Here is a 20,081-nt window from a genome sequence, read left to right on the forward strand (position 1 = left end):
CTATTTTAATTTTAGTGGTGAAACAACAATCTAACAAGAAATGGATAAGAAAGAGAAAGAGAGTTTAAAACGTCGTTATTACAAACTTAGAATACGAATAAGGCATGCCGATAATCGTATTTTTATTTTCATATTCTTTCTTATTATAAGTGGAACACTTTGGTTTTTAAATGCACTCTCTAAAGATTATGTTACAGAATTAGATATTCCAGTCAATTTTGTTGGTATTCCACGCGAATTTAAAAGTAATCAGCAACTACCTCAAAATTTAACCATACAAGCTTCTGGACAAGGCTTTTCTCTCATGCGTCATAAGATTACATCACGTGGTGTACCCTTTAAATTTGATATTAAACAATATTTTTCAAATCAAAAAGCAGGTAAGGAGGTTTCGTTCCAAATAATTACGCAACTTGCTCAAAAACAGATGGAACAGTATTACGGAGGAGAATTTTCGATACTCGATATTTACCCACGAACCATAAGTGCATCGTTTTCAACAATTGTTTTCAAAAAGTTGCCTGTAAGTTTCAAGGGTGACTTATCGTTCCAACCGCAATTTTGGCAAAAAGGAGATATAAAAATAACTCCTGATAGTGTGGATGTCGGTGGTCCTCAAAATGTTATGGATACAGTTAAAAAAATTAGGACTCAGTATATTAAAATTGAAAGAATCAACTCCTTAACTGAGTTTACTGCTAACCTTGACGACAATGGAGTGTTTATTTGCGAGCAGCCAGAGGTTAAAATCAGCGTAGATGCAGAAAAGTTCACTGAAGCCACAATAAAATTACCCATAAAAGTGCTTAATGCTCCCGATAGATTTAACATAATGCTTTTCCCCGACCAAACAACTGTTACATACAGGATTGGGATTGATAAGTATGAGAGTATTACAGCAAATAGTTTTACAGCTATTGTCGATTACAACCAAATGAGTGCAAGAGATATAAATGAGAAAATAAGGGTTGAATTGATTGAGTTGCCTGAATATATAAGGAACGTTACATATCATCCAAGAGAAGTAAAATATTTAATTGGCGAAAAAAAATGATTCGCGTTGGATTGACAGGTGGAATCGGGAGTGGAAAAACAACCGTAGCCAAGGTATTTCAAACAGTTGGTATTCCTGTCTATTTCTCAGACACGAAAGGAAAGTATTTAATGTCTCATAGTGCAGAAATAAAAACAAAATTAATTAAGATTTTTGGGCAACAAGCAATATTGAGCGACAATTCGATTAATAGGCAATTTCTTGCTAATGAGGTTTTTACAAATCAAGATAAGTTAAAGATATTAAATTCGATAGTTCATCCGGTTGTTATGGATGATTTTGAAAAATGGGCTAGTGAGCAACAGAGTCCGTACGTTATAAACGAGTCGGCAATCCTTTTTGAAAGTGGAATTTATAAGCAGTTGGATAAAAATATTGTTGTTATGGCTGATAAGCAAATCAGAATAGAAAGAACCATAAGGCGCGATAAAATTAGCAAACAGCAGGTTTTAGAGAGAATCCACAATCAAACCGACGATGAAACAAGAAAAAAACTTGCTGATTTTTTTATCAGCAATAATAATAACGATATGATAATCAATCAAGTATTAAAAATTCACTATAAGCTATGGGAAAATTCTCGAAATGGATAGGTGGCGGACTTGGCTGGGTTTTAGGCGGTCCCTTAGGAGCTATTGCAGGATTTATTATAGGTTCTGTAATAGATTCACGAAGCGAGGTTTATAAAAGTCAAGCCAAAACGACAAAAACAACTCCCGGTGGCTTTATTGTTTCCTTGTTGGTTTTAACATCAGCAGTAATGAAAGCTGATGGCAAAGCTACTAAAGGGGAACTTAATTATGTTAAAAGGTTCTTTGTAAAAGCCTTTGGAGCCGAGGAAGCACAAGAGGCTATTTTAATGTTGCGTGATCTGTTGAAACAAAATATCCCGGTAGATGATGTTTGCAGACAGATCAGAGCAAATATGGATAAATATTCAAGGTTGCAACTTTTTAATTATCTGTTTGGTGTATCTCAAGCTGACGGAGCTATTACGCAAGCAGAGTTAGAGTTCTTAAAACATATTGCGCAATTATTAGGGCTGTCAAATGAGGAGTTTAAGTCAGCGAAATCAACATTTATTCCAGATAACAACTGGGCTTATGAAATGCTGGAAATAACGCCATCAGCAAGTGAAGAAGAGATTAAAAAAGCATATAGGAAAATGGCTGTAAAATATCATCCCGATAAGGTTGAATATTTGGGTAATGATTTTAAAAAGGCGGCAAATGAAAAGTTCGTTAAAATAAATCAGGCATACGATATTATAAAAAAAGAGAGAAATATTGCATAGACCCTGTTAATTAACGATTATCCAAACTATATTTAGTGGGCTGAAAAATAAACCAACAGTCCAGTTTTTAACATGCAGACCCCATTGAGTGCCACATAGGTGTGAATTGTGAGTTACCGTTCCCAAGAAAAGTTTACGATTTATCAAGAACATTTATTTATAGCCGAATATGTGAATGTTTTGGTTTTGTAGTGTTATAAAAAAAAGTGTTTAAAAGAACATGTAGTACATTTGTATGCTCTTAATTAAAAAACGTAAACACTTAATAACTAATATTTATAGACTTATGAAAAAAAATGTACTATTCTTAACATTGGTTACCATCTTTATGTGCAACTCTACATTCGCACAAATGTTGCTTTCAGACGAAGATGCCATATCTAACAACACAGCTCAAATTGAAGAGGTTTCATTAGGTGGAAATCAAGAGACAAACTCTGTTGTAGATGTTCCTGTTACTGCAAACGTTTCGGCTTTAGTTGTCGAACGTAAAGTACTATTAGAACAATTTACTACAGAATTATGTGGTTATTGCCCCGGTGGAGCTGCACGCATAAAATCTGTAATCGAGCAACCAGAGTTTGCAGGTAAAGTTCATTGGGTGGCTCACCATGCAGGTTTCTACACTGACAGTTATACTATTCCTGAATCTCAAAGTTATCTAAGACTGTTCGGGGGTAATACTTATGCCCCTGCCATGATGCTTGACCGGACTATTCTAACAGGTAGCGCTCCTGTTATGGGAGTTCCTTCAAGCACAACAGATATTGCAAACTATTTTAGACAAGCTTTAAATACACCTACATCTATTTCAGTAAATATAACTCAAGCAAATACTATTGCAACAGACCGCAAAGTAAAAATCACAGCTTATGGTGAAGATATTAGCGGTACTCATCCGACAGAAGATTTATATGTAGTTGTTTTTTTATTAGAGAATGATATTAAATCTACCAGCCAATCTGGAGCAGGTGGCACTTATATACACAACAACTTGATTAGAAAGGTTATGAATGAAGTAACTGGTACTAAAATTGTATGGCAAGGAAATTCTTATTGTGTAACTGCTGAAGCGACCCTGCCAACAGGATGGAATGCAGATAATATGGATGTTGTGGCTTTTGTTGCTAAAAATTATTTGAATCCGTTAAGCAATGTGCAAGTGCTAAATGCAGAAAAAACAGAACTGGTAATGGAGGAATCAGGTACATATGAAATAACTTTCCATGCTGCATATAATGGAACACCTTTGGAAGGAGTAACAATTAATGTTGCAGATGCAGTAACAACAACTAATGCACAGGGTAATGCAACTTTACAATTAACTAATGGAGGCTATACTTATACCGCTACAAAAGAAGGATACGCTGGTAAAGGCTTTTTTGTTGTTGATAATGCAGACTTAACAGTAGAAGTGACAATGTCTACCGCATATGAAGTAACTTTCCATGTTATACATGAGGGTTCACCTTTGGAAGGAGTAACGATTAATGTAGCTGAGTATGTAGCAACAACCAATGAGGATGGTAACGCTATATTACAATTACCTAATGGAAGTTATGCTTATACCGCTACAAAAGAAGGATATGATGATTATATAGGTAATATTGTTGTCGAAAATGCTGCTCAAACAGTTGAATTAGAAATGGTACATAGTTTGTATAAAATAACTTTCCGTGCTGTAGATAATGGTACACCTATAGAAGGAGTAACAATTAATATTGCTGATACTATTCTAACAACCAATGCACAGGGTAGGGCTTTTATAAATTTAATTAATGGAAGTTATACTTATACCGCTATAAAAGAAGGATATAGTGATTATGAAGGCAGTGTAGTTGTTAATAATTCCGCTAGAGTAGTTAATATAAATATGATTACAGGAATAGAGGGATTTTCAATAGAAAATATTGTTCTATTGTATCCTAATCCAATTGAGAGTACATTAACAATAGAGCGCAATAGTGGCGATGTAGTTGTTATGGAAATATACAACATTTACGGAGCATTAGTTGGTAGAACAAAAACCGATAATGTGACAACTACTATTGATGTTGGAATGTTAAGCTCGGGATCTTATTTTGTAAGAATAACTGGAGCTAACGAAACCACAGTACATAGATTTATTAAGAGATAACCAATGTGTTAAGGATAAATAAAAAGAGTTGGCTCGGAAAAGAAGTCAACTCTTTTTTGTAATTAGCAATTGAGCTAAAGGATAAAAGTTGAAAAGGGAATCGGGTGTTGAGTGGAATCGAAACTCTGTTCTCTCTCGGGAGCGGGAGACAAGTCTGTTCTTTGTTGAAGACACTGTCCTGAAAATTATTAACTGTCAATTGTACATCGTTAATTGCCAGATAAGTACATCCCGACAGCAGCAATAAGTGTTAGAATAATTATTATCCCTCCTGAAATTTTGTTCATCCACCAAAGTTGTTTCAAGCGAAACTTATGTCTGAAAAGGTTGACGAAGCCTGTTAACAAAAACCACCAAAATGAAGCACCAAGAAATACTCCTAAAACAATAATAACTTGAGTTAAAAAAGTATGCTTGTACTCAAATATACCTAATGCAGCGATACTGGCTCCAAAGAAAATGATTGTCAAGGGATTGGAAAGTGTTAGAAAAAAAACGGAAATAAAATCTTCAAGCACTCCTGAGTGTTTTTTTCTTGCTCGTTTGCGAATTTGCTTAGTTTGGTTGGTAGTAAATATTTTAATTCCAAGAAAAAGCAATACACATATTCCAACTATTTGAAGAATAAACTGATTATCAGTAAAAAACTTTTGCAAGAAACCTAAACTGAAAACAGCTATAATAGCATAAACAGAGTCGGCTGAAGCAGCTCCCAAGCCCGACACAAATCCTACAAACCTCCCCTTATTGATGGTTTTTTGCACACACAACACACCAATTGGTCCCATGGGTGCTGACACAGCAAAACCTATAAGTATCCCTTTTACAAGAATAATAACTGCATTTACTGTCTCTGTAATCATTATTTTTTGTTTCAAGCCTACAAAGAAATAAAATGTTTGTTAATTTGGCAACATCAAAATTTGAATGTTTATGTTTCAATCCGACAAAGAAATAAAGGAATTTTTAGATTTTAAATATAAACTATTTAATAATCAGTCATATATCGAAACAGACCCGATACAGATACCTCACAAGTACAATAGTATTAATGATATTGAAATAAGTGCTTTTATAGCATCTCAACTTGCGTGGGGAAATAGAAAGGCGATTATAAAATCTGCAACAAAACTATTAAACAAAATGGGGGATAGCCCATGTGAATGGCTATTAGATGCTAAAGATGAAGATTATGATGTTTTTGATGATTTTGTTTACAGGACATTTAATTCGTCTGACATTAAGTATTTTATATTTCAATTATCGGATATTGTGCAAAATCACTCTTCACTTGGCAATTACTTTAAACTGCTTTATGAAAAGTCGAATAGTGACGTAAAGTCAATGTTGCAACTATTTCGTGACTCCTTTATGAATAATGCCTCCGAAAAAACTGCACGACATATGGGAAGTATTTCCAAAGGTTCGGCTGCTAAACGTCTTAATATGTTTTTACGCTGGATGGTTAGGAATGATAATTTGGGTGTCGACTTTGGAATTTGGGATTTTATTTCACCCAAAGAACTGTTCATTCCGTTAGATGTTCATAGTGGCAGAGTTGCACGCAAACTTGGACTCTTAAAAAGAAATGCAAATGATTGGAAATCTGTCGATCTGCTGACAAGCAAGTTAAAAACTTTCGATCCTGACGACCCCGTTAAATACGATTTTGCACTTTTTGGATTAGGTGTTTTTGAACGATTTTAGATATATGATACAGATTTCAATATTATATTTGTAAGCTAAAACCTGCAGTTTGTAGCTTATACATAATATATACACCTAAATTATATATGAGTTTTCTATCAGTATTATTTGTAGCAATAGCTTTATCCATGGATAGTTTTGCAGTTTCAATTGCTTTAGGATTAGGTTGTTGTAGTACAGAATTAAAACATATTTTAAGGGTAGTACTTTTTTTATCTGTTGCTCAAGCTACTTTTGCTTTGCTTGGCTGGCTTGTAGGAGACTCGTGTTTAGAGTATATAAAAAATTACGATCACTGGTTAGCATTCATTCTCTTGTCAGTAATAGGTGGGCAAATGGTGTATGAAGGGATAAAAGGTAAAAACAAAGATAGTAATGACAATAATAATGCTGTACCGACAGTAAAATCATTGTTACTATTGTCGATAGCAACATCAATTGATGCATTAATTACAGGTGTTAGTTTTGCCTTTTTAGATGTAGATATTTTCATGGTTATAGTCGTGATATTGAGCGTAACAGCCTTTTTTACATTTATTGGATTTACTTTTAGTGGTAAAATAGGGAAAAAATGTGGCAACTATTCTGAGATTTTTGGAGGTATCGTGTTAATTCTAATTGGTTTAAAAGTGTTAATTGAACATACTTTACATGCATAAATATATGTATTACTGTAACATATCAATAATGAATATTGAAATTATCATAAAGTCAAACCATTTAAAATGTAATCCAACAAAATTTTTATTCTAATTATTGCTTATTAAACTTATTTATTGTATCATTGCAAAGTAATTCCCGTAAGAGGGGGCTTTAAATTCCAAACTTACCCCCGAATCAATCCAAATTAAAAAAATATAATTTACATTTTCAAACATTTCCCACATGTATGATATTTTAGAACTGAACAAGAAACTTGTATCAGAATTGAAGGAGATCGCTACAGATCTTGGACTTAAAAAATTTGATGGACTAAAAAAACAAGATCTCATATACAAAATTCTTGATCAACAGGCGATTTTAGCATCAGAAAAAGCAACAAAGAAGGCTGCGACGAGCGGAGAAAAAAGACAAGAAAAACGTCCTCGTATATCCACAAATATTGCAAACAAGGCAAAAGAGACTAAACTACTGTCAGAGGTCAAAGCAACTTCTAGTACTACAGGTCAAAAAAGTACTGGCACTCAGCTGGTAGAAGACAAAAAAAACAGCAATACAGCAAAAAAGATTGACGATAAAAGTCGTAATAAAACTCAAGGCTCAGCTGAGAAGGACAGAAGTAGTTTGCAAGATAAAGGCAAAAGAGTGCCACTTCCAGATATAGTTGTAGATCAGGACGATACAGAGATTATTTATTCCGATGATGCTGAGACAAAAGCTCCTCAAAGCAAAGAGGTTTTAGAGAGCAATGCACGCGAAACCGATGTCTTAGATGCTAAACAAGAAAGTGGTTCTAAGAGAGGAACTGAGTTGAGAGAATCGGTAAAAGAGCAAAGTCTGGAGAAATCTAAGAACAATCAAAAAAACGATAAACGATACGAATTTGATGCAATAATTACCGCCGTTGGAGTACTGGAAATAATGCAGGAAGGATATGGCTTCCTTAGATCATCGGACTACAATTACTTTAACAGTCCTGACGATATTTACGTAAGCCAATCTCAAATAAAGCTTTTCGGATTAAAAACAGGCGATACGATCGAAGGTCCTATACGACCACCTAAAGATGGCGAAAAGTTTTTCCCTTTAATTAAAGTTGAAAAAATAAACGGCCGTTCAACAGAGTATATTCGTGATCGTATACCATTCGATTTTTTAACCCCTCTGTTCCCTTTTGAGAAATTTGATATAACATCACATGCGGAGTCCTCGTTATCAACTCGTATAGTTGATATGTTCTCGCCAATAGGTAAAGGTCAAAGAGGTTTGATAGTTGCACAACCAAAAACAGGGAAAACAGTTCTGTTAAAAGAGATTGCGAATGCAATAGCAGCAAATCACCCCGAAGTATATTTAATAATTCTGTTAATTGACGAAAGACCTGAAGAGGTTACTGATATGGCGCGCAACGTAAGAGGTGAAGTAATCAGCTCCACATTCGACGAGCCTGCAGAAAGACACGTAAGAGTTGCAAACATAGTACTCGAGAAAGCTAAACGAATGGTAGAATGTGGGCACGATGTGGTTATTTTGTTAGACTCGATAACACGTCTTGCACGCGCTTATAATACAGTATCTCCAGCGTCGGGCAGAGTACTTTCGGGAGGTGTTGATGCCAACGCACTACACAAACCAAAACGTTTCTTTGGCGCGGCTCGTAAAATCGAGAACGGTGGTTCGTTAACTATCTTAGCTACAGCACTTACAGAAACAGGTTCAAAAATGGACGAAGTTATTTTCGAAGAGTTTAAAGGAACCGGAAACATGGAGTTACAGTTAGATCGCAAACTGTCGAACAGAAGAATATATCCGTCAGTCGATATTTTGGCATCAAGCACGCGTCGTGAAGATCTATTGTTGCCTAAAGATACTCTTAACAAAACCTATATTTTGAGAAACTTCCTTGCCGATATGAATAGCATTGAAGCTATGGAGTTTATGCGTCAGCGACTTCCTCAAACACGTTCAAATGAAGAGTTCCTTTTAACAATGGACAAGGGATAATAGTTAAAAGGTACAAGGTAAAAGTGGATACAGTCATGCGCTGTATACATTAAATATTTTTCTTTTACCATGTACCTTTTTCTTGCACCTTGCATCGTTCTTATTTAAAATGATTCTGAATTATTAACAGCTATCGGAGTCATACAAAATCAACATTATTTTTTGTTAATTTTGTGCAAAAATCAATAAAAAGTATATAAATTTCAATAAAAGCATAATTATGAGTCAGAAAAAGAAATTCATTACATGTGACGGTAACTATGCAGCATCGTACATATCTTATATGTTTAGCGAAGTTGCAGCTATTTACCCAATTACCCCATCGTCAACCATGGCAGAATATATTGATGAGTGGGCAGCAGGTGGTCAAAAAAATATTTTTGGTCGTCCAGTAAAAGTTGTTGAAATGCAATCGGAAGCCGGCGCAGCTGGAGCTGTACATGGTTCGTTACAAGCAGGTGCATTAACATCAACATATACAGCATCGCAAGGATTGTTGCTTATGATTCCGAATATGTACAAAATTGCCGGAGAACTTCTTCCTGCAACTTTCCACGTGTCGGCACGCAGCTTGGCTGCACAGGCACTCTCTATTTTTGGAGATCATAGCGACGTTATGAGCACTCGCCAAACAGGATTTGCAATGTTAGCCACAGGTAGCGTTCAAGAGATTATGGATATCGCTGCCGTAGCACACCTTGCAGCAATAAAATCAAGAGTTCCTTTCATGCACTTCTTTGATGGATTCCGAACATCACACGAAATTCAAAAAGTTGAAGCACCTGTAATGGAACAATTGGCAGGTTTAATTGACCAAAAAGCACTTAAGGCTTTCCGCGACAATGCTTTAAATCCAGAACATCCCGTAACAAGAGGAACAGCACAAAATCCTGATATATATTTCCAAACTCGCGAAGCCGCTAACAAATTCTATGATGCAGTTCCCGATATCGTAGAGCATTATATGCAGGAGCTTAAAAAGATAACAGGTCGTGAATATCACCCATTTACATATTATGGCGCAGCAGATGCTACTGACATTATTATTGCAATGGGCTCAATTACCGATACTATCAAGGAAGTAATTGATTATAAGATTGCTAAAGGTAAAAAAGTTGGTTTAATCAGCGTACATTTATATCGCCCATTCTCAGCTAAATACTTCTTTAAAGTATTTCCAAAATCAGTTAAACGTATAACTGTACTCGACCGTACAAAAGAACCGGGAGCAAACGGTGATCCATTATACTTAGATATAGTAGAACTATTTAAAGATAAAGCCAACGCTCCAGTTATTGTTGGTGGACGCTACGGATTATCATCAAAAGATACCACACCAGCTCAAATGATTGCTGTTTTTGATAACATGGCAGCGAAAGAGCCAAGAAATCAATTTACAGTGGGTATTAATGATGATGTGACTCACCGCTCACTTCCATTAACGACAGAGGTAAACGTTTCTCCATCAGGTACATATCAAGCTAAATTCTACGGGATTGGCTCAGACGGTACTGTTGGTGCAAACAAAAACTCAATTAAGATTATTGGCGACACAACCGACAAATATTGTCAGGCATATTTTGCTTACGACTCTAAAAAATCGGGTGGTATTACTGTATCGCATTTGCGTTTTGGCGACACTCCAATCCGTTCTCCATATTTGGTAACAACTCCTAACTTCGTTGCATGTCACGTGCCCTCATACTTAGATAAATACGATATGCTTAAAGGTTTGACAAAGGGAGGTACTTTCTTACTAAACAGCGTTTGGGATGTTGAGGAGACAAAAGAGAAATTGCCAAATGAAGTGAAAAAGTATATGGCTGATAATCAGATAAACTTCTACATTATCAACGCAACTGCTATTGCAGAGGAGATTGGATTAGGCCACCGTACAAATACTATTATGCAATCAGCATTCTTTAAAATCTCTAACGTAATACCTTACGATAAAGCTGTTGACGAAATGAAAGATTTTGTTCGTAAGAGTTTTTCACGTAGAGGCGAAGAGGTTGTTGCAATGAACAATAAAGCTATTGACCGAGGTGGCAACGTCACCAAAGTTGAGGTTCCAGCCGAGTGGTCAAAACTACCTCCTACAAAGGTTGAAGCTAAAGCCGATGTTCCAAAATTTGTGAAAGATGTTGTATTGCCGATTATTGCACAAAAAGGTGATGATCTTCCAGTTAGCGCATTCACAGGTCGTGAAGATGGAACTTTCGATTCAGGTACCACGCAATACGAAAAACGAGGTATTGCAGTAGATGTACCCGAGTGGCTACCGGAAAACTGTATCCAATGTAACCAATGTTCATTCGTATGTCCGCATGCAGCTATTCGTCCATTTTTGTTAGACGAAAAAGAGTTGGCTAAAGCACCAAAAGATACCAAAACAATTAAAGCTAACGGTAAAGGATATGAAGGTTTGCAGTTTAGAATGCAAGTTAGCCCATTAGATTGTACAGGTTGTGGTAACTGCGTTGATGTTTGTCCGTCTAAGACAAAAGCATTGATTATGAAGCCACTAGAAACTCAAGATGCAGAAATCGAACGTTGGGACTATGCAGCTAAAAATGTAACTTATAAAGATAATATCACTCCAAAAGATACAAACGTAAAATCTACACAGTTTGCACGTCCATTGTTTGAATTCTCAGGCGCATGTGCAGGTTGTGGCGAAACACCATACATTAAGTTAATCACTCAACTATTCGGAGATCGTATGATGGTTGCTAACGCTACAGGTTGCTCGTCAATCTACGGTGGTTCAGCTCCAGCAATGCCATATTGTGTCAACTCTGAAGGACGTGGTCCAGCTTGGGCAAACTCGCTGTTTGAAGATAATGCCGAATTTGGCTTAGGTATGGCAACAGGAGTGCGCAATTTGCGTGAGCGTATTGCAAGCCTAATGCAAGATAATATGAATAAAGTTGTACCGGCAACTAAAACAGCTTTTGAAAACTGGATTGCAAATTACAGCAATGCAGAAAAAACTATAGAAACTTCAAAGGCAGTTGTAAGTGCATTACAAAACGAGAAACACGCTGTTGCAAAAGAGATTTTGGATTTAAAACAGTATTTAGAGAAAAAATCACAGTGGATTTTTGGTGGTGACGGTTGGGCTTATGATATAGGTTATGGCGGTTTAGACCACGTATTAGCTTCAGGCGAAGATGTAAACGTTCTTGTACTTGATACGGAGGTTTACTCTAATACTGGAGGTCAAGCTTCAAAATCAACTCCTATTGGTGCAGTTGCTAAATTTGCTGCTGCTGGTATGCGTATGCGCAAAAAAGACCTTGGTATGATGGCAATGAGCTACGGTTATGTTTATGTTGCACAAGTTGCAATGGGAGCAAGTCAAGCTCAGTATCTAAGAGTTTTAAGAGAGGCTGAAGCATATCCAGGTCCATCACTTATAATTGCTTACGCACCATGTATCGCTCATGGAATTAGAAGCGGAATGGGAACAACCCAACGTCAACAAATTCACGCTGTTGAAAGTGGATATTGGCACCTATATCGTTACAATCCACTATTGGAAAAAGAAGGGAAAAATCCTTTCCAATTAGACTCAAAAGAACCTAACTGGTCAAAATTCCAGGATTTCTTACATAGCGAAGTTCGTTATACATCATTAAAACAATCATTCCCAGAAGATGCAGCTGAATTATTTAAAGCTGCAGAGGAATCTGCAAAATGGCGCTATAACAGCTACAAACGCTTAGCAGAGCAGAAATATGAATAATTAACAATAAATATTTAAAAGGGGTCATCATGAAAATGACGACTCCTTTTAATTTATACAAACAACTTGTTTTCAAAATAATATATTTCAAACGCTCAAAAAATTATTTTTAATTATGACTTTAAAAGAAATTTTAGCAATCTCAGGACAACAAGGTCTATTCAAATTAGTAGCATCATCGAAAAGTGGTATAATCGTTGAAAGCTTGGATAGTGGTAAACGCATGTCGGTACCGACTACTACTAAAGCAAGCTCTTTGGAGGATATAGCTATATTTACTCTATCGGAAGATAAGCCTTTATACGAGATACTAATTGCCATTAAGGAAAAGCAACAATCTCAACAAGCCATAAGCCACAAATCGGAACCCGAAGCTATTAAACAATTCTTTGCAGAGGTAGTTCCCGAATTTGATCCTGCAAGAGTTTATTTTTCCGATATGAAGAAAATTATTAACTGGTACAATATTTTGCAAGCTAAGGATATGCTTGATATAGTTAAACCAAGTGAGGAGATAAAAGCGGAAACAGAAGAATCAAGCGAGGGGGCAGAAGAGAAGGCTGAGTAACAAAGTTTCGTGAATTTTATAACATTGGAAGGGAGAGGTATTAATAACTCTCCCTTTCGTTTTATATCGGGTTGTGTTCTGGAAATTAGAAATTGAAAATTGATACTACCTAAAAACCAGCAGTTCATTCTTTGTAATCTGCATTAGAAGCTAATTTTTTTACCTTTTGTAAAAATAGATGAGTGAAATATTAAGAAGAAGTGATAGATTTGAACTAACACCAAAAAATGGTTTAACAAAATATTTTATTTAGAGTAATCGTTGATTATATATAATACTTGCTAACTGTTTAACACTATAATTCTGTACTAAATGCGCTTGCTTTTATCATTAATCATAACTTTAAACTTATCAACACTGTTTTCTCAAAGTATTGATGTTCATGTTACTAACATTAGAAATAACAAAGGCAGTCTAGTTTTTGGAATTTTTAAAAATGAAGAGAATTATAAGAAAGAGGCACACGACATTGAGAAATCTGTAAAAAAAGAAGATATTAAGGATGGTGCAATAACCGTCACAATCCCGCTTAAACCCGGTACATACGGAGTAACCCTTCTTGATGATGAAAATGATGATGGAAAAATGAGCTACAATTTGGTAGGATTGCCCACTGAAGGATTTGGATTCTCTAACTACTACACAAGAGGATTCTCAAGACCAAAATATGATCAGTTTAAGATCGAAGTTATGGAGACAGACAACGATACCGTTTTTATAAAATTGAGATATATATTTTAATTCCAAACCCTTTCACGTAGAGACGCCATATTATGACGTCTCTACAACACATTTACTTTCAGCTATATAATACATCTATTTTTAACTTTAAAAACTTTTGACTATCATTGTTAATTGTTTTGGACGACCACAAATGGCGCCTTTATTTTCAACTTTATAAACTTTTAACTTTTAACTTCATCAATGGAGAAGGTTTTAATTAAAGGAAAAAACAGCGAATCAACTATATTAATCGGTGAAAGCATTAATAATTTAATAAACTATATTCCCAATAAACAAGTTTACATAATTACAGACCAAAATGTAAACAGACTGTACGAACAAAGCTTTCCATATTTTCCTAAATACGTTATTGAGACAGGCGAAGAGTCAAAAAACTTAGCTTCACTTGTAAAAATATATCAATGGTTATTAGATTCAGGAGCTGATAGAAACTCTTTTGTAGTTGGTATAGGAGGAGGCGTAGTTAGTGATATAGCCGGATTTATAGCCTCAACCTTTATGCGTGGTATCTCTTTTGGATTTGTAGCCACAACTCTGTTAGCGCAAGTTGATGCGAGTATTGGAGGGAAAAATGGAGTTAATTTAGACAACTACAAAAATATTATCGGGACATTCAATCTACCAAAGTTTGTAATTTGCGATATTTCGATGCTCAAAACTCTGTCAGGAGTGGAGTTGTCGAATGGTTTTGCAGAAATGATAAAACATTGTCTGATAGCAAGTTATTCAGATTTTGAATTTATGGAACAAAATGCTGATAAGTTAGTTAAGTGTGATATTGAGGTAATTACACCGCTATTGGCACGTTCAATTCAAATCAAAGCCGATATTGTAAACAACGACGAAAAAGAGACTGGATTGCGGAAAATATTAAACTTAGGACATACGTGGGGTCATGCAATAGAAAAAACAACTAATTTGCCTCATGGTCAAAGCGTTAGCTTAGGGTTAGAGTTTGCTGCCCGCTTTTCACGTAAACGCGAATTAGTCACAAACAGAGATTATATGAGGCTGATTGGTTTGTTGCGCTCATTCAGTTTGCCTGTTTGCTATAACATACATATGCCCGAAGTTTTTAATGCACTAACAAAAGATAAGAAGAAAAACGGCAGCGTAATAGATTTTATTTTTTTAAAGGGACTTGGGGATGTAATCATAGAAAAAATTAGTTTTGATGAAATAAAAGAGTTTGTTTTTGAAAAATAGCCTAACAGTATAAAATGCGCACAAACAGTAAAATTTGTATAGTTATAGGTAACCTAACCTACGAAAAAGCAATACAAGAAATTGAAAATATTTCATTTGCCGAGATACGAATGGACCTACTCAATTATACCGACCAGCAGTACCAAAATATATTTGCCAAACTAACAAACTCAATTGCAACCTATAGAGATAACGTTGATATACAAGATGTTGAAAAAAACTACACAACAGCAATTAAGAGTGGCTGTACTTATATAGATTTAGATGTAGAACTATCTGAAAATCTGCGTTTAAAGCTAATTGAAAAGGCTCGTAACAGTGGTTGCAAAGTAATTTTATCTTACCATAATTATACAAATACTCCAACTCTGCAGGAGTTAACTAAAATCGTAAACAATTTGTTTACAAAAGGTGCAGATGTTGTTAAAATTGCTTGTATGGCTAACGATCAGGCCGATTGTGCAAGAGTTTTAGGTTTATACGAAAATCATAAAAACTTGGTGGCTTTCTGTATGGGGAAACTTGGGCTAATTACACGTTTGACAGCCCCAATCATTGGTGCACCATATACTTACGCCTCAGTTTCGGATACAGAGATTGCACCCGGATTGCCAAGTTATAATCTGGTTAATGATTTTTTAGAAAAGTATAACGTCGATTGAACAAATATGCAGGCTTCCGCAAAAAAAATATTTGCCGTTTTTGGAAATCCGATTTTGCATAGTCGTAGTCCTCAGTTGTTTAATGCGGTTTTTGTACATGAGAATATCAACGCGCTTTATACTCGCATTCAGGCAACTAACGGCAAAGAGGTTGTTGATATTATTAAGAAACATAAAATCAGCGGAGCAAATATCACGACACCATTTAAAGAGACTGTTTTAGAATACGTTGATAGCATATCAGATGAAGCCAGGCAAATAGGCGGAATAAACGTTATTATCAATTCCAACGGAGCACTTTCAGGGCATAACACCGACCATATAGGAGTTACAACGTCATTAGAAAATATTACGGACTTAAAAACAGCGAATTGTCTCGTACTAGGCGCAGGCGCAGCAGCAAGAGCAGCTGTTTTTGGGCTGATACTGAAAGGCGCAAATGTTACAGTCGCCAACAGAACATTTGAAAAAGCGAAACAGATAGCTAAAACATTTAATTGTAAGGCTATTAGCTTAGACAAGTTGGAGCAATCTATTAGTAAAACCGATATAATTGTTTCATCACTTTTGCCACATGCAAATCCATTGCAGGGGATAATTTTACCCAAAAATCTAATTATATTAGATGCAAATTATCGTCGCTCAGGAGTAGCGGATTATGCCCTAAAACAAGAATGTAGGCTGATTTCAGGAAAAGAGTGGCTATTGTATCAGGCAATAGAAACATATAAGTTGTTTTTTGGCAAAGAGCCCGATAAATCAATTATGGAAAAGAAATTTAGTAGCAACTTAAATTCAGAAAATATTAATGCTTTAGCGTTAAATCCTAATGTAAAACATGTTGATTTTCAAGATGTTGATATTGCAATATATACGAGTTCAAACAACGAAGCTGAATTTAAAAAACGCTTAAATGAAGAAAAAAATCTGCTCATCAACGGTTAGGGGAACAGTTCAAGCACCTGCATCTAAAAGCGTTGCACAACGTGCGATTGCTTTGGCTGCGTTGGCTGAAGGCATATCAACAATAAAAAACGTTGGCAATAGCGAAGATGTTTTGGCAGCAATAAACGTTTGTAAACGTCTTGGAGCAGAAATTTCAGGCAATCACAAATTGCTAACTGTTAAAGGTGGATTGAAATTACCTACAGAAGTACTGAACTGTGGCGAATCGGGCTTATGTATCAGAATGTTTTCTCCTATTGTTGCTACGCTCAATAGCTCGGTTGCGATGACGGGAGAGGGAACTCTGAAAAAGCGTCCAATGCAGATGATTGCAGACTCGTTAACACAATTAGGTGCAATCTGCTTAACAAACGACGGTTTTTTGCCTCTCAAAATAAAAGGACCTATCAAAGGCGGAGAAATTAGCATTGACGGTTCCATTAGTTCTCAGGTACTTACAGGGCTTTTAATGGCTGCGCCTTTTGCAGAAACAGATACCATTATAAAAGTTGATAACCTAAAAAGCACTCCATATATTGACTTGACTATAAGCATAATGCAAGATTTTAGGGTGGATGTTACGAACATTAATTACGAAAAGTTCGTAATAAAAGCATCTCAAAAGTACCGTTCTGTTGACTATGAGGTTGAGGGAGACTGGAGCGGTGCTGCTTTCCTGTTGGTTGCAGGAGCAATTGCGGGCAAAATTGAAGTTACAAACCTTTCCTCAAATTCTTATCAAGCCGACCGCGCAATTATTGAGGCTTTAAAATTAGCAGGAGCTGATGTTGTTGTAAAACAAAACTCTGTTAAAGTTTTGAAAAACAGCCTTGTGGGATTTAACTTTGATGCTACCGATTGCCCAGACCTTTTTCCGCCTTTAGTAGCGTTAGCTGCTCATTGTCAAGGGGAAACAACAATCGTAGGCATCGACAGATTAAAAAACAAAGAGAGCGACAGAGCCACAACACTCAAACAGGAGTTCGAGAAACTTGGAATAAAAATCGAATTTGCCGACAACACAATGACAATATATGGCGCAAAACCTAAAAGCGGAAGCCTCTTTTCTCACGATGACCACAGAGTAGCAATGGCTTGTGCCACAGTTGCTATAAGCGGTAACTGTACGGTTGAAATTGAAAACGCAGAAGCCGTAAACAAAAGTTACCCCAATTTTTTCGATGACCTAAAAACCATTACTCAATAAATAATTGAAGATGAATACTTTCGGACAACTATTTAGAATTAGCATATTTGGCGAGTCGCACGGCGATGTCGTTGGAGTAACCATTGACGGAGTAAAACCCGGCATGCAGCTCGCTCTCAACGATTTTGAAGCTGATATTTTGCGCAGAAAATCGGGAGCAAAAGGCACTACGCCACGCATAGAAGATGACAAGCCTCAAATAATTTCAGGCTTATTTAACGGATTTACAACAGGTGCGCCACTAACCATAGTTTTTGAAAATAAAAATGCACAATCAGCTGACTATGAATATATTCGCAACACCCCACGCCCCAGTCATGCCGATTTTGTTGCACTTAAAAAATTTCAAGGCTTTAACGATTACCGTGGAGGAGGACACTTTTCCGGAAGACTTACATTAGCTTTGGTAGCAGCAGGAGTTATCGCCAAAAAACAGATTGGCGATATAAATATCGAAGCAAAACTGCTATCAGTTGGCGGAAGCACAGATATCGAAGCAACAATAGAGCAAGCTATAGCTGCTAACGACTCCATTGGCGGAATAGTCGAATGTAATGCAACCAATATCCCAATAGGTTTAGGCGAACCCTTTTTCAATTCGGTCGAGTCGGTAATCAGTCATCTCGTTTTTTCAATACCCGCAGTAAAGGGAATCGAGTTTGGAGCAGGATTTGCAGCTGCAGCAATGAAAGGCTCGCAACACAACGACCCACTTATAGATATATCCGGAAAAACAGAAACAAACCATTCAGGCGGAATTTCAGGCGGAATTACCAACGGCAACGACCTGATTTTCAGAGTAGCAGTAAAACCAACTCCAAGTATTGGCAAAGAGCAGTTAACCATAAATATGAAAACAGGAAAACGCGAAAGCCTTAAAATAGGCGGTCGTTATGATGCCTGTATCGCTTTGCGTATGCCTGTAATAATTGAGGCTATTACGGCAATTGCGCTTTGTGATTTAATAACGATAAATGATTAGAACACAGAAGACACAGATTAAACAGAATTTCACAGATAAGAATCCGTGCAAATCCGTTTAATCCGTGTTATCTGTGTTCTACCAAGAAAGCCGATAGGCTAAAACAGTTTACTTCGCTTCACAAGCCACGGAGAAAGTACACTGCTAAAAGGATTATCTATATCAGCCTCAACAAGTTCAATTTTATATTGTAAACATCGTTTTTTCAACTCATCGAACTTATCTTTAATCTGTTGCAAATAGTATTCGCGGTACTCGGCAGGGTTCAACTTAAAGCTTTCGCCCGTTTCCATATCAATAAGTTTATATGGGCGATTATCAAGCTCGAACATCTGTTCAGTTTTTTTGTGAGTTACGTGAAAGATTATCACTTCGTTTTTATTATACCTAAGATGTTCTAACGATTCATATATCTTATTAACAGGCGTTTGAGTAAACATATCGGTAAACAATACAACTAATGAACGTTTGTTAATAACCTCGGCTATTTGATGTAGTGTGTCGGCTGTTGCCGTTCCGGTTTTGGTTTCTGTGTTGTATTTGCTCCGCAGAATATCATCTAATTTGCTGAATATCAGTTTTTGATGACTGTTTGAAAGGTGTGGCGAAAAGTGCTCATCAACTTTATCTGAAAAAAGAGTTAACCCCACAGCATCGCGCTGACGATTAAGCATATGCGAAATAGCAGCCGCACAAAGAGCTGAATATCCAGCCTTGTGAATGGTTTTATCCGTGGGGTAAAACATTGAGCTGCTGCAATCTATCACAATCTGGCAACGCAAATTGGTTTCAGCCTCGTAGTTTTTGACAAAAAGCTTATCGGTTCTGCCAAAAAGTTTCCAGTCAATATGTCGTACAGATTCCCCCTGATTGTACACCCTATGTTCGGCAAACTCAACCGAAAAGCCGTGATACGGACTTTTGTGGATACCCGAAATAAAGCCGTCAACTATCTGGCGCGCAAAAAAATCGATACTATTCAGGTACGATAAAGATTCTATCTGTTCGGCAGTTGTTAAAAACTTATTGCTCATTTAATAAAGTATTTGTGCAAAAATAGATATTTTTTTAATGATGCATTTAATACTTGAAACTACAAATCCCATTTTCACTACATCAAAATATTGATATTGAAAAATAATTTTTATTTTTGTCAATGATAT

17 protein-coding genes are annotated in these 20,081 nt (G+C 36.2%); 15 read left to right on the forward strand and 2 right to left on the reverse strand.

The window, feature by feature from the left end; genetic code table 11:
- Positions 1–40: 40 nt before the first annotated feature.
- From GX311_05805 to GX311_05820, 4 genes are all read left to right on the forward strand, one after another.
- Positions 41–1,054: a hypothetical protein gene (locus tag GX311_05805; protein ID NLK15896.1), complete on the forward strand. Its 1,014-nt coding sequence runs from the start codon at positions 41–43 to the stop codon at positions 1,052–1,054.
- Positions 1,051–1,647: a dephospho-CoA kinase gene (locus GX311_05810; GenBank protein ID NLK15897.1), complete on the forward strand. Its 597-nt coding sequence runs from the start codon at positions 1,051–1,053 to the stop codon at positions 1,645–1,647. The genes GX311_05805 and GX311_05810 overlap by 4 nt, the downstream gene beginning before the upstream one ends.
- Positions 1,623–2,348 (forward strand): DnaJ domain-containing protein, encoded by a 726-nt coding sequence (locus GX311_05815; protein NLK15898.1) that lies wholly within the window; start codon positions 1,623–1,625, stop codon positions 2,346–2,348. The genes GX311_05810 and GX311_05815 overlap by 25 nt, the downstream gene beginning before the upstream one ends.
- A 328-nt stretch (positions 2,349–2,676) precedes the next feature.
- Positions 2,677–4,485 (forward strand): Omp28-related outer membrane protein, encoded by a 1,809-nt coding sequence (locus GX311_05820; protein NLK15899.1) that lies wholly within the window; start codon positions 2,677–2,679, stop codon positions 4,483–4,485.
- A 209-nt stretch (positions 4,486–4,694) separates the two neighbouring features.
- On the opposite strand, the gene GX311_05825 is transcribed toward GX311_05820, so the two are convergent.
- The gene (locus GX311_05825; GenBank protein NLK15900.1) at positions 4,695–5,348 is read right to left on the reverse strand and encodes a LysE family transporter; all 654 of its coding nucleotides are present in this window, start codon (positions 5,346–5,348) and stop codon (positions 4,695–4,697) included.
- 70 nt (positions 5,349–5,418) lie between these two features.
- Between GX311_05825 and GX311_05830 the strand changes: the two genes are divergently transcribed.
- The 11 genes from GX311_05830 (at position 5,419) to GX311_05880 (ending at position 18,918) form a co-directional block, all read left to right on the forward strand.
- The gene (locus GX311_05830; GenBank protein ID NLK15901.1) at positions 5,419–6,192 is read left to right on the forward strand and encodes a TIGR02757 family protein; all 774 of its coding nucleotides are present in this window, start codon (positions 5,419–5,421) and stop codon (positions 6,190–6,192) included.
- An 86-nt stretch (positions 6,193–6,278) separates the two neighbouring features.
- Positions 6,279–6,851 (forward strand): manganese efflux pump, encoded by a 573-nt coding sequence (locus tag GX311_05835; GenBank protein ID NLK15902.1) that lies wholly within the window; start codon positions 6,279–6,281, stop codon positions 6,849–6,851.
- Positions 6,852–7,077: 226 nt separating this feature from the next.
- On the forward strand, positions 7,078–8,856 hold the full coding sequence (locus GX311_05840) for a transcription termination factor Rho (protein ID NLK15903.1): 1,779 nt from the start codon (positions 7,078–7,080) through the stop codon (positions 8,854–8,856).
- 220 nt (positions 8,857–9,076) lie between these two features.
- A complete protein-coding gene (nifJ, locus tag GX311_05845) occupies positions 9,077–12,604 on the forward strand; it encodes a pyruvate:ferredoxin (flavodoxin) oxidoreductase (protein NLK15904.1) in 3,528 nt (1,175 codons plus the stop codon).
- A 115-nt stretch (positions 12,605–12,719) separates the two neighbouring features.
- The gene (locus GX311_05850; protein NLK15905.1) at positions 12,720–13,172 is read left to right on the forward strand and encodes a DUF5606 domain-containing protein; all 453 of its coding nucleotides are present in this window, start codon (positions 12,720–12,722) and stop codon (positions 13,170–13,172) included.
- A 312-nt stretch (positions 13,173–13,484) separates the two neighbouring features.
- Positions 13,485–13,913 (forward strand): DUF2141 domain-containing protein, encoded by a 429-nt coding sequence (locus GX311_05855; GenBank protein NLK15906.1) that lies wholly within the window; start codon positions 13,485–13,487, stop codon positions 13,911–13,913.
- Positions 13,914–14,096: 183 nt separating this feature from the next.
- A complete protein-coding gene (gene aroB / locus GX311_05860) occupies positions 14,097–15,122 on the forward strand; it encodes a 3-dehydroquinate synthase (GenBank protein ID NLK15907.1) in 1,026 nt (341 codons plus the stop codon).
- A gap of 14 nt (positions 15,123–15,136) precedes the next feature.
- The gene (locus GX311_05865) at positions 15,137–15,784 is read left to right on the forward strand and encodes a type I 3-dehydroquinate dehydratase (GenBank protein ID NLK15908.1); all 648 of its coding nucleotides are present in this window, start codon (positions 15,137–15,139) and stop codon (positions 15,782–15,784) included.
- A gap of 6 nt (positions 15,785–15,790) precedes the next feature.
- Complete coding sequence (locus tag GX311_05870; protein ID NLK15909.1) at positions 15,791–16,729, forward strand: NAD(P)-binding domain-containing protein; 939 nt, start codon at positions 15,791–15,793, stop codon at positions 16,727–16,729.
- Complete coding sequence (aroA, locus tag GX311_05875) at positions 16,698–17,936, forward strand: 3-phosphoshikimate 1-carboxyvinyltransferase (protein NLK15910.1); 1,239 nt, start codon at positions 16,698–16,700, stop codon at positions 17,934–17,936. Before GX311_05870 ends, aroA begins: the two co-directional genes overlap by 32 nt.
- Positions 17,937–17,946: 10 nt before the next feature.
- Positions 17,947–18,918, forward strand: a complete 972-nt coding sequence (locus tag GX311_05880; GenBank protein NLK15911.1) for a chorismate synthase — start codon at positions 17,947–17,949, stop codon at positions 18,916–18,918.
- A gap of 98 nt (positions 18,919–19,016) precedes the next feature.
- On the opposite strand, the gene GX311_05885 is transcribed toward GX311_05880, so the two are convergent.
- The gene (locus GX311_05885) at positions 19,017–19,952 is read right to left on the reverse strand and encodes a DUF58 domain-containing protein (GenBank protein ID NLK15912.1); all 936 of its coding nucleotides are present in this window, start codon (positions 19,950–19,952) and stop codon (positions 19,017–19,019) included.
- Positions 19,953–20,081: the final 129 nt, after the last annotated feature.

Source organism: Bacteroidales bacterium, assembly GCA_012519055.1.
Lineage (GTDB): Bacteria > Bacteroidota > Bacteroidia > Bacteroidales > Salinivirgaceae > JAAYQU01.

Bases quoted from the DNA above. Each gene is read 5' to 3' on its own strand.
- GX311_05825 (NLK15900.1), bottom strand. From the start codon at position 5,348: ATGATTACAGAGACAGTAAATGCAGTTATTATTCTTGTAAAAGGGATA.
- GX311_05830 (NLK15901.1), top strand. From the start codon at position 5,419: ATGTTTCAATCCGACAAAGAAATAAAGGAATTTTTAGATTTTAAATAT.
- GX311_05865 (NLK15908.1), top strand. From the start codon at position 15,137: ATGCGCACAAACAGTAAAATTTGTATAGTTATAGGTAACCTAACCTAC.
- GX311_05885 (NLK15912.1), bottom strand. From the start codon at position 19,952: ATGAGCAATAAGTTTTTAACAACTGCCGAACAGATAGAATCTTTATCG.
- GX311_05835 (NLK15902.1), top strand. From the start codon at position 6,279: ATGAGTTTTCTATCAGTATTATTTGTAGCAATAGCTTTATCCATGGAT.
- GX311_05805 (NLK15896.1), top strand. From the start codon at position 41: ATGGATAAGAAAGAGAAAGAGAGTTTAAAACGTCGTTATTACAAACTT.
- GX311_05820 (NLK15899.1), top strand. From the start codon at position 2,677: ATGTGCAACTCTACATTCGCACAAATGTTGCTTTCAGACGAAGATGCC.
- nifJ (NLK15904.1), top strand. From the start codon at position 9,077: ATGAGTCAGAAAAAGAAATTCATTACATGTGACGGTAACTATGCAGCA.
- GX311_05855 (NLK15906.1), top strand. From the start codon at position 13,485: ATGCGCTTGCTTTTATCATTAATCATAACTTTAAACTTATCAACACTG.
- GX311_05840 (NLK15903.1), top strand. From the start codon at position 7,078: ATGTATGATATTTTAGAACTGAACAAGAAACTTGTATCAGAATTGAAG.
- GX311_05870 (NLK15909.1), top strand. From the start codon at position 15,791: ATGCAGGCTTCCGCAAAAAAAATATTTGCCGTTTTTGGAAATCCGATT.
- aroA (NLK15910.1), top strand. From the start codon at position 16,698: ATGAAGAAAAAAATCTGCTCATCAACGGTTAGGGGAACAGTTCAAGCA.
- GX311_05880 (NLK15911.1), top strand. From the start codon at position 17,947: ATGAATACTTTCGGACAACTATTTAGAATTAGCATATTTGGCGAGTCG.
- GX311_05850 (NLK15905.1), top strand. From the start codon at position 12,720: ATGACTTTAAAAGAAATTTTAGCAATCTCAGGACAACAAGGTCTATTC.
- GX311_05815 (NLK15898.1), top strand. From the start codon at position 1,623: ATGGGAAAATTCTCGAAATGGATAGGTGGCGGACTTGGCTGGGTTTTA.
- aroB (NLK15907.1), top strand. From the start codon at position 14,097: ATGGAGAAGGTTTTAATTAAAGGAAAAAACAGCGAATCAACTATATTA.
- GX311_05810 (NLK15897.1), top strand. From the start codon at position 1,051: ATGATTCGCGTTGGATTGACAGGTGGAATCGGGAGTGGAAAAACAACC.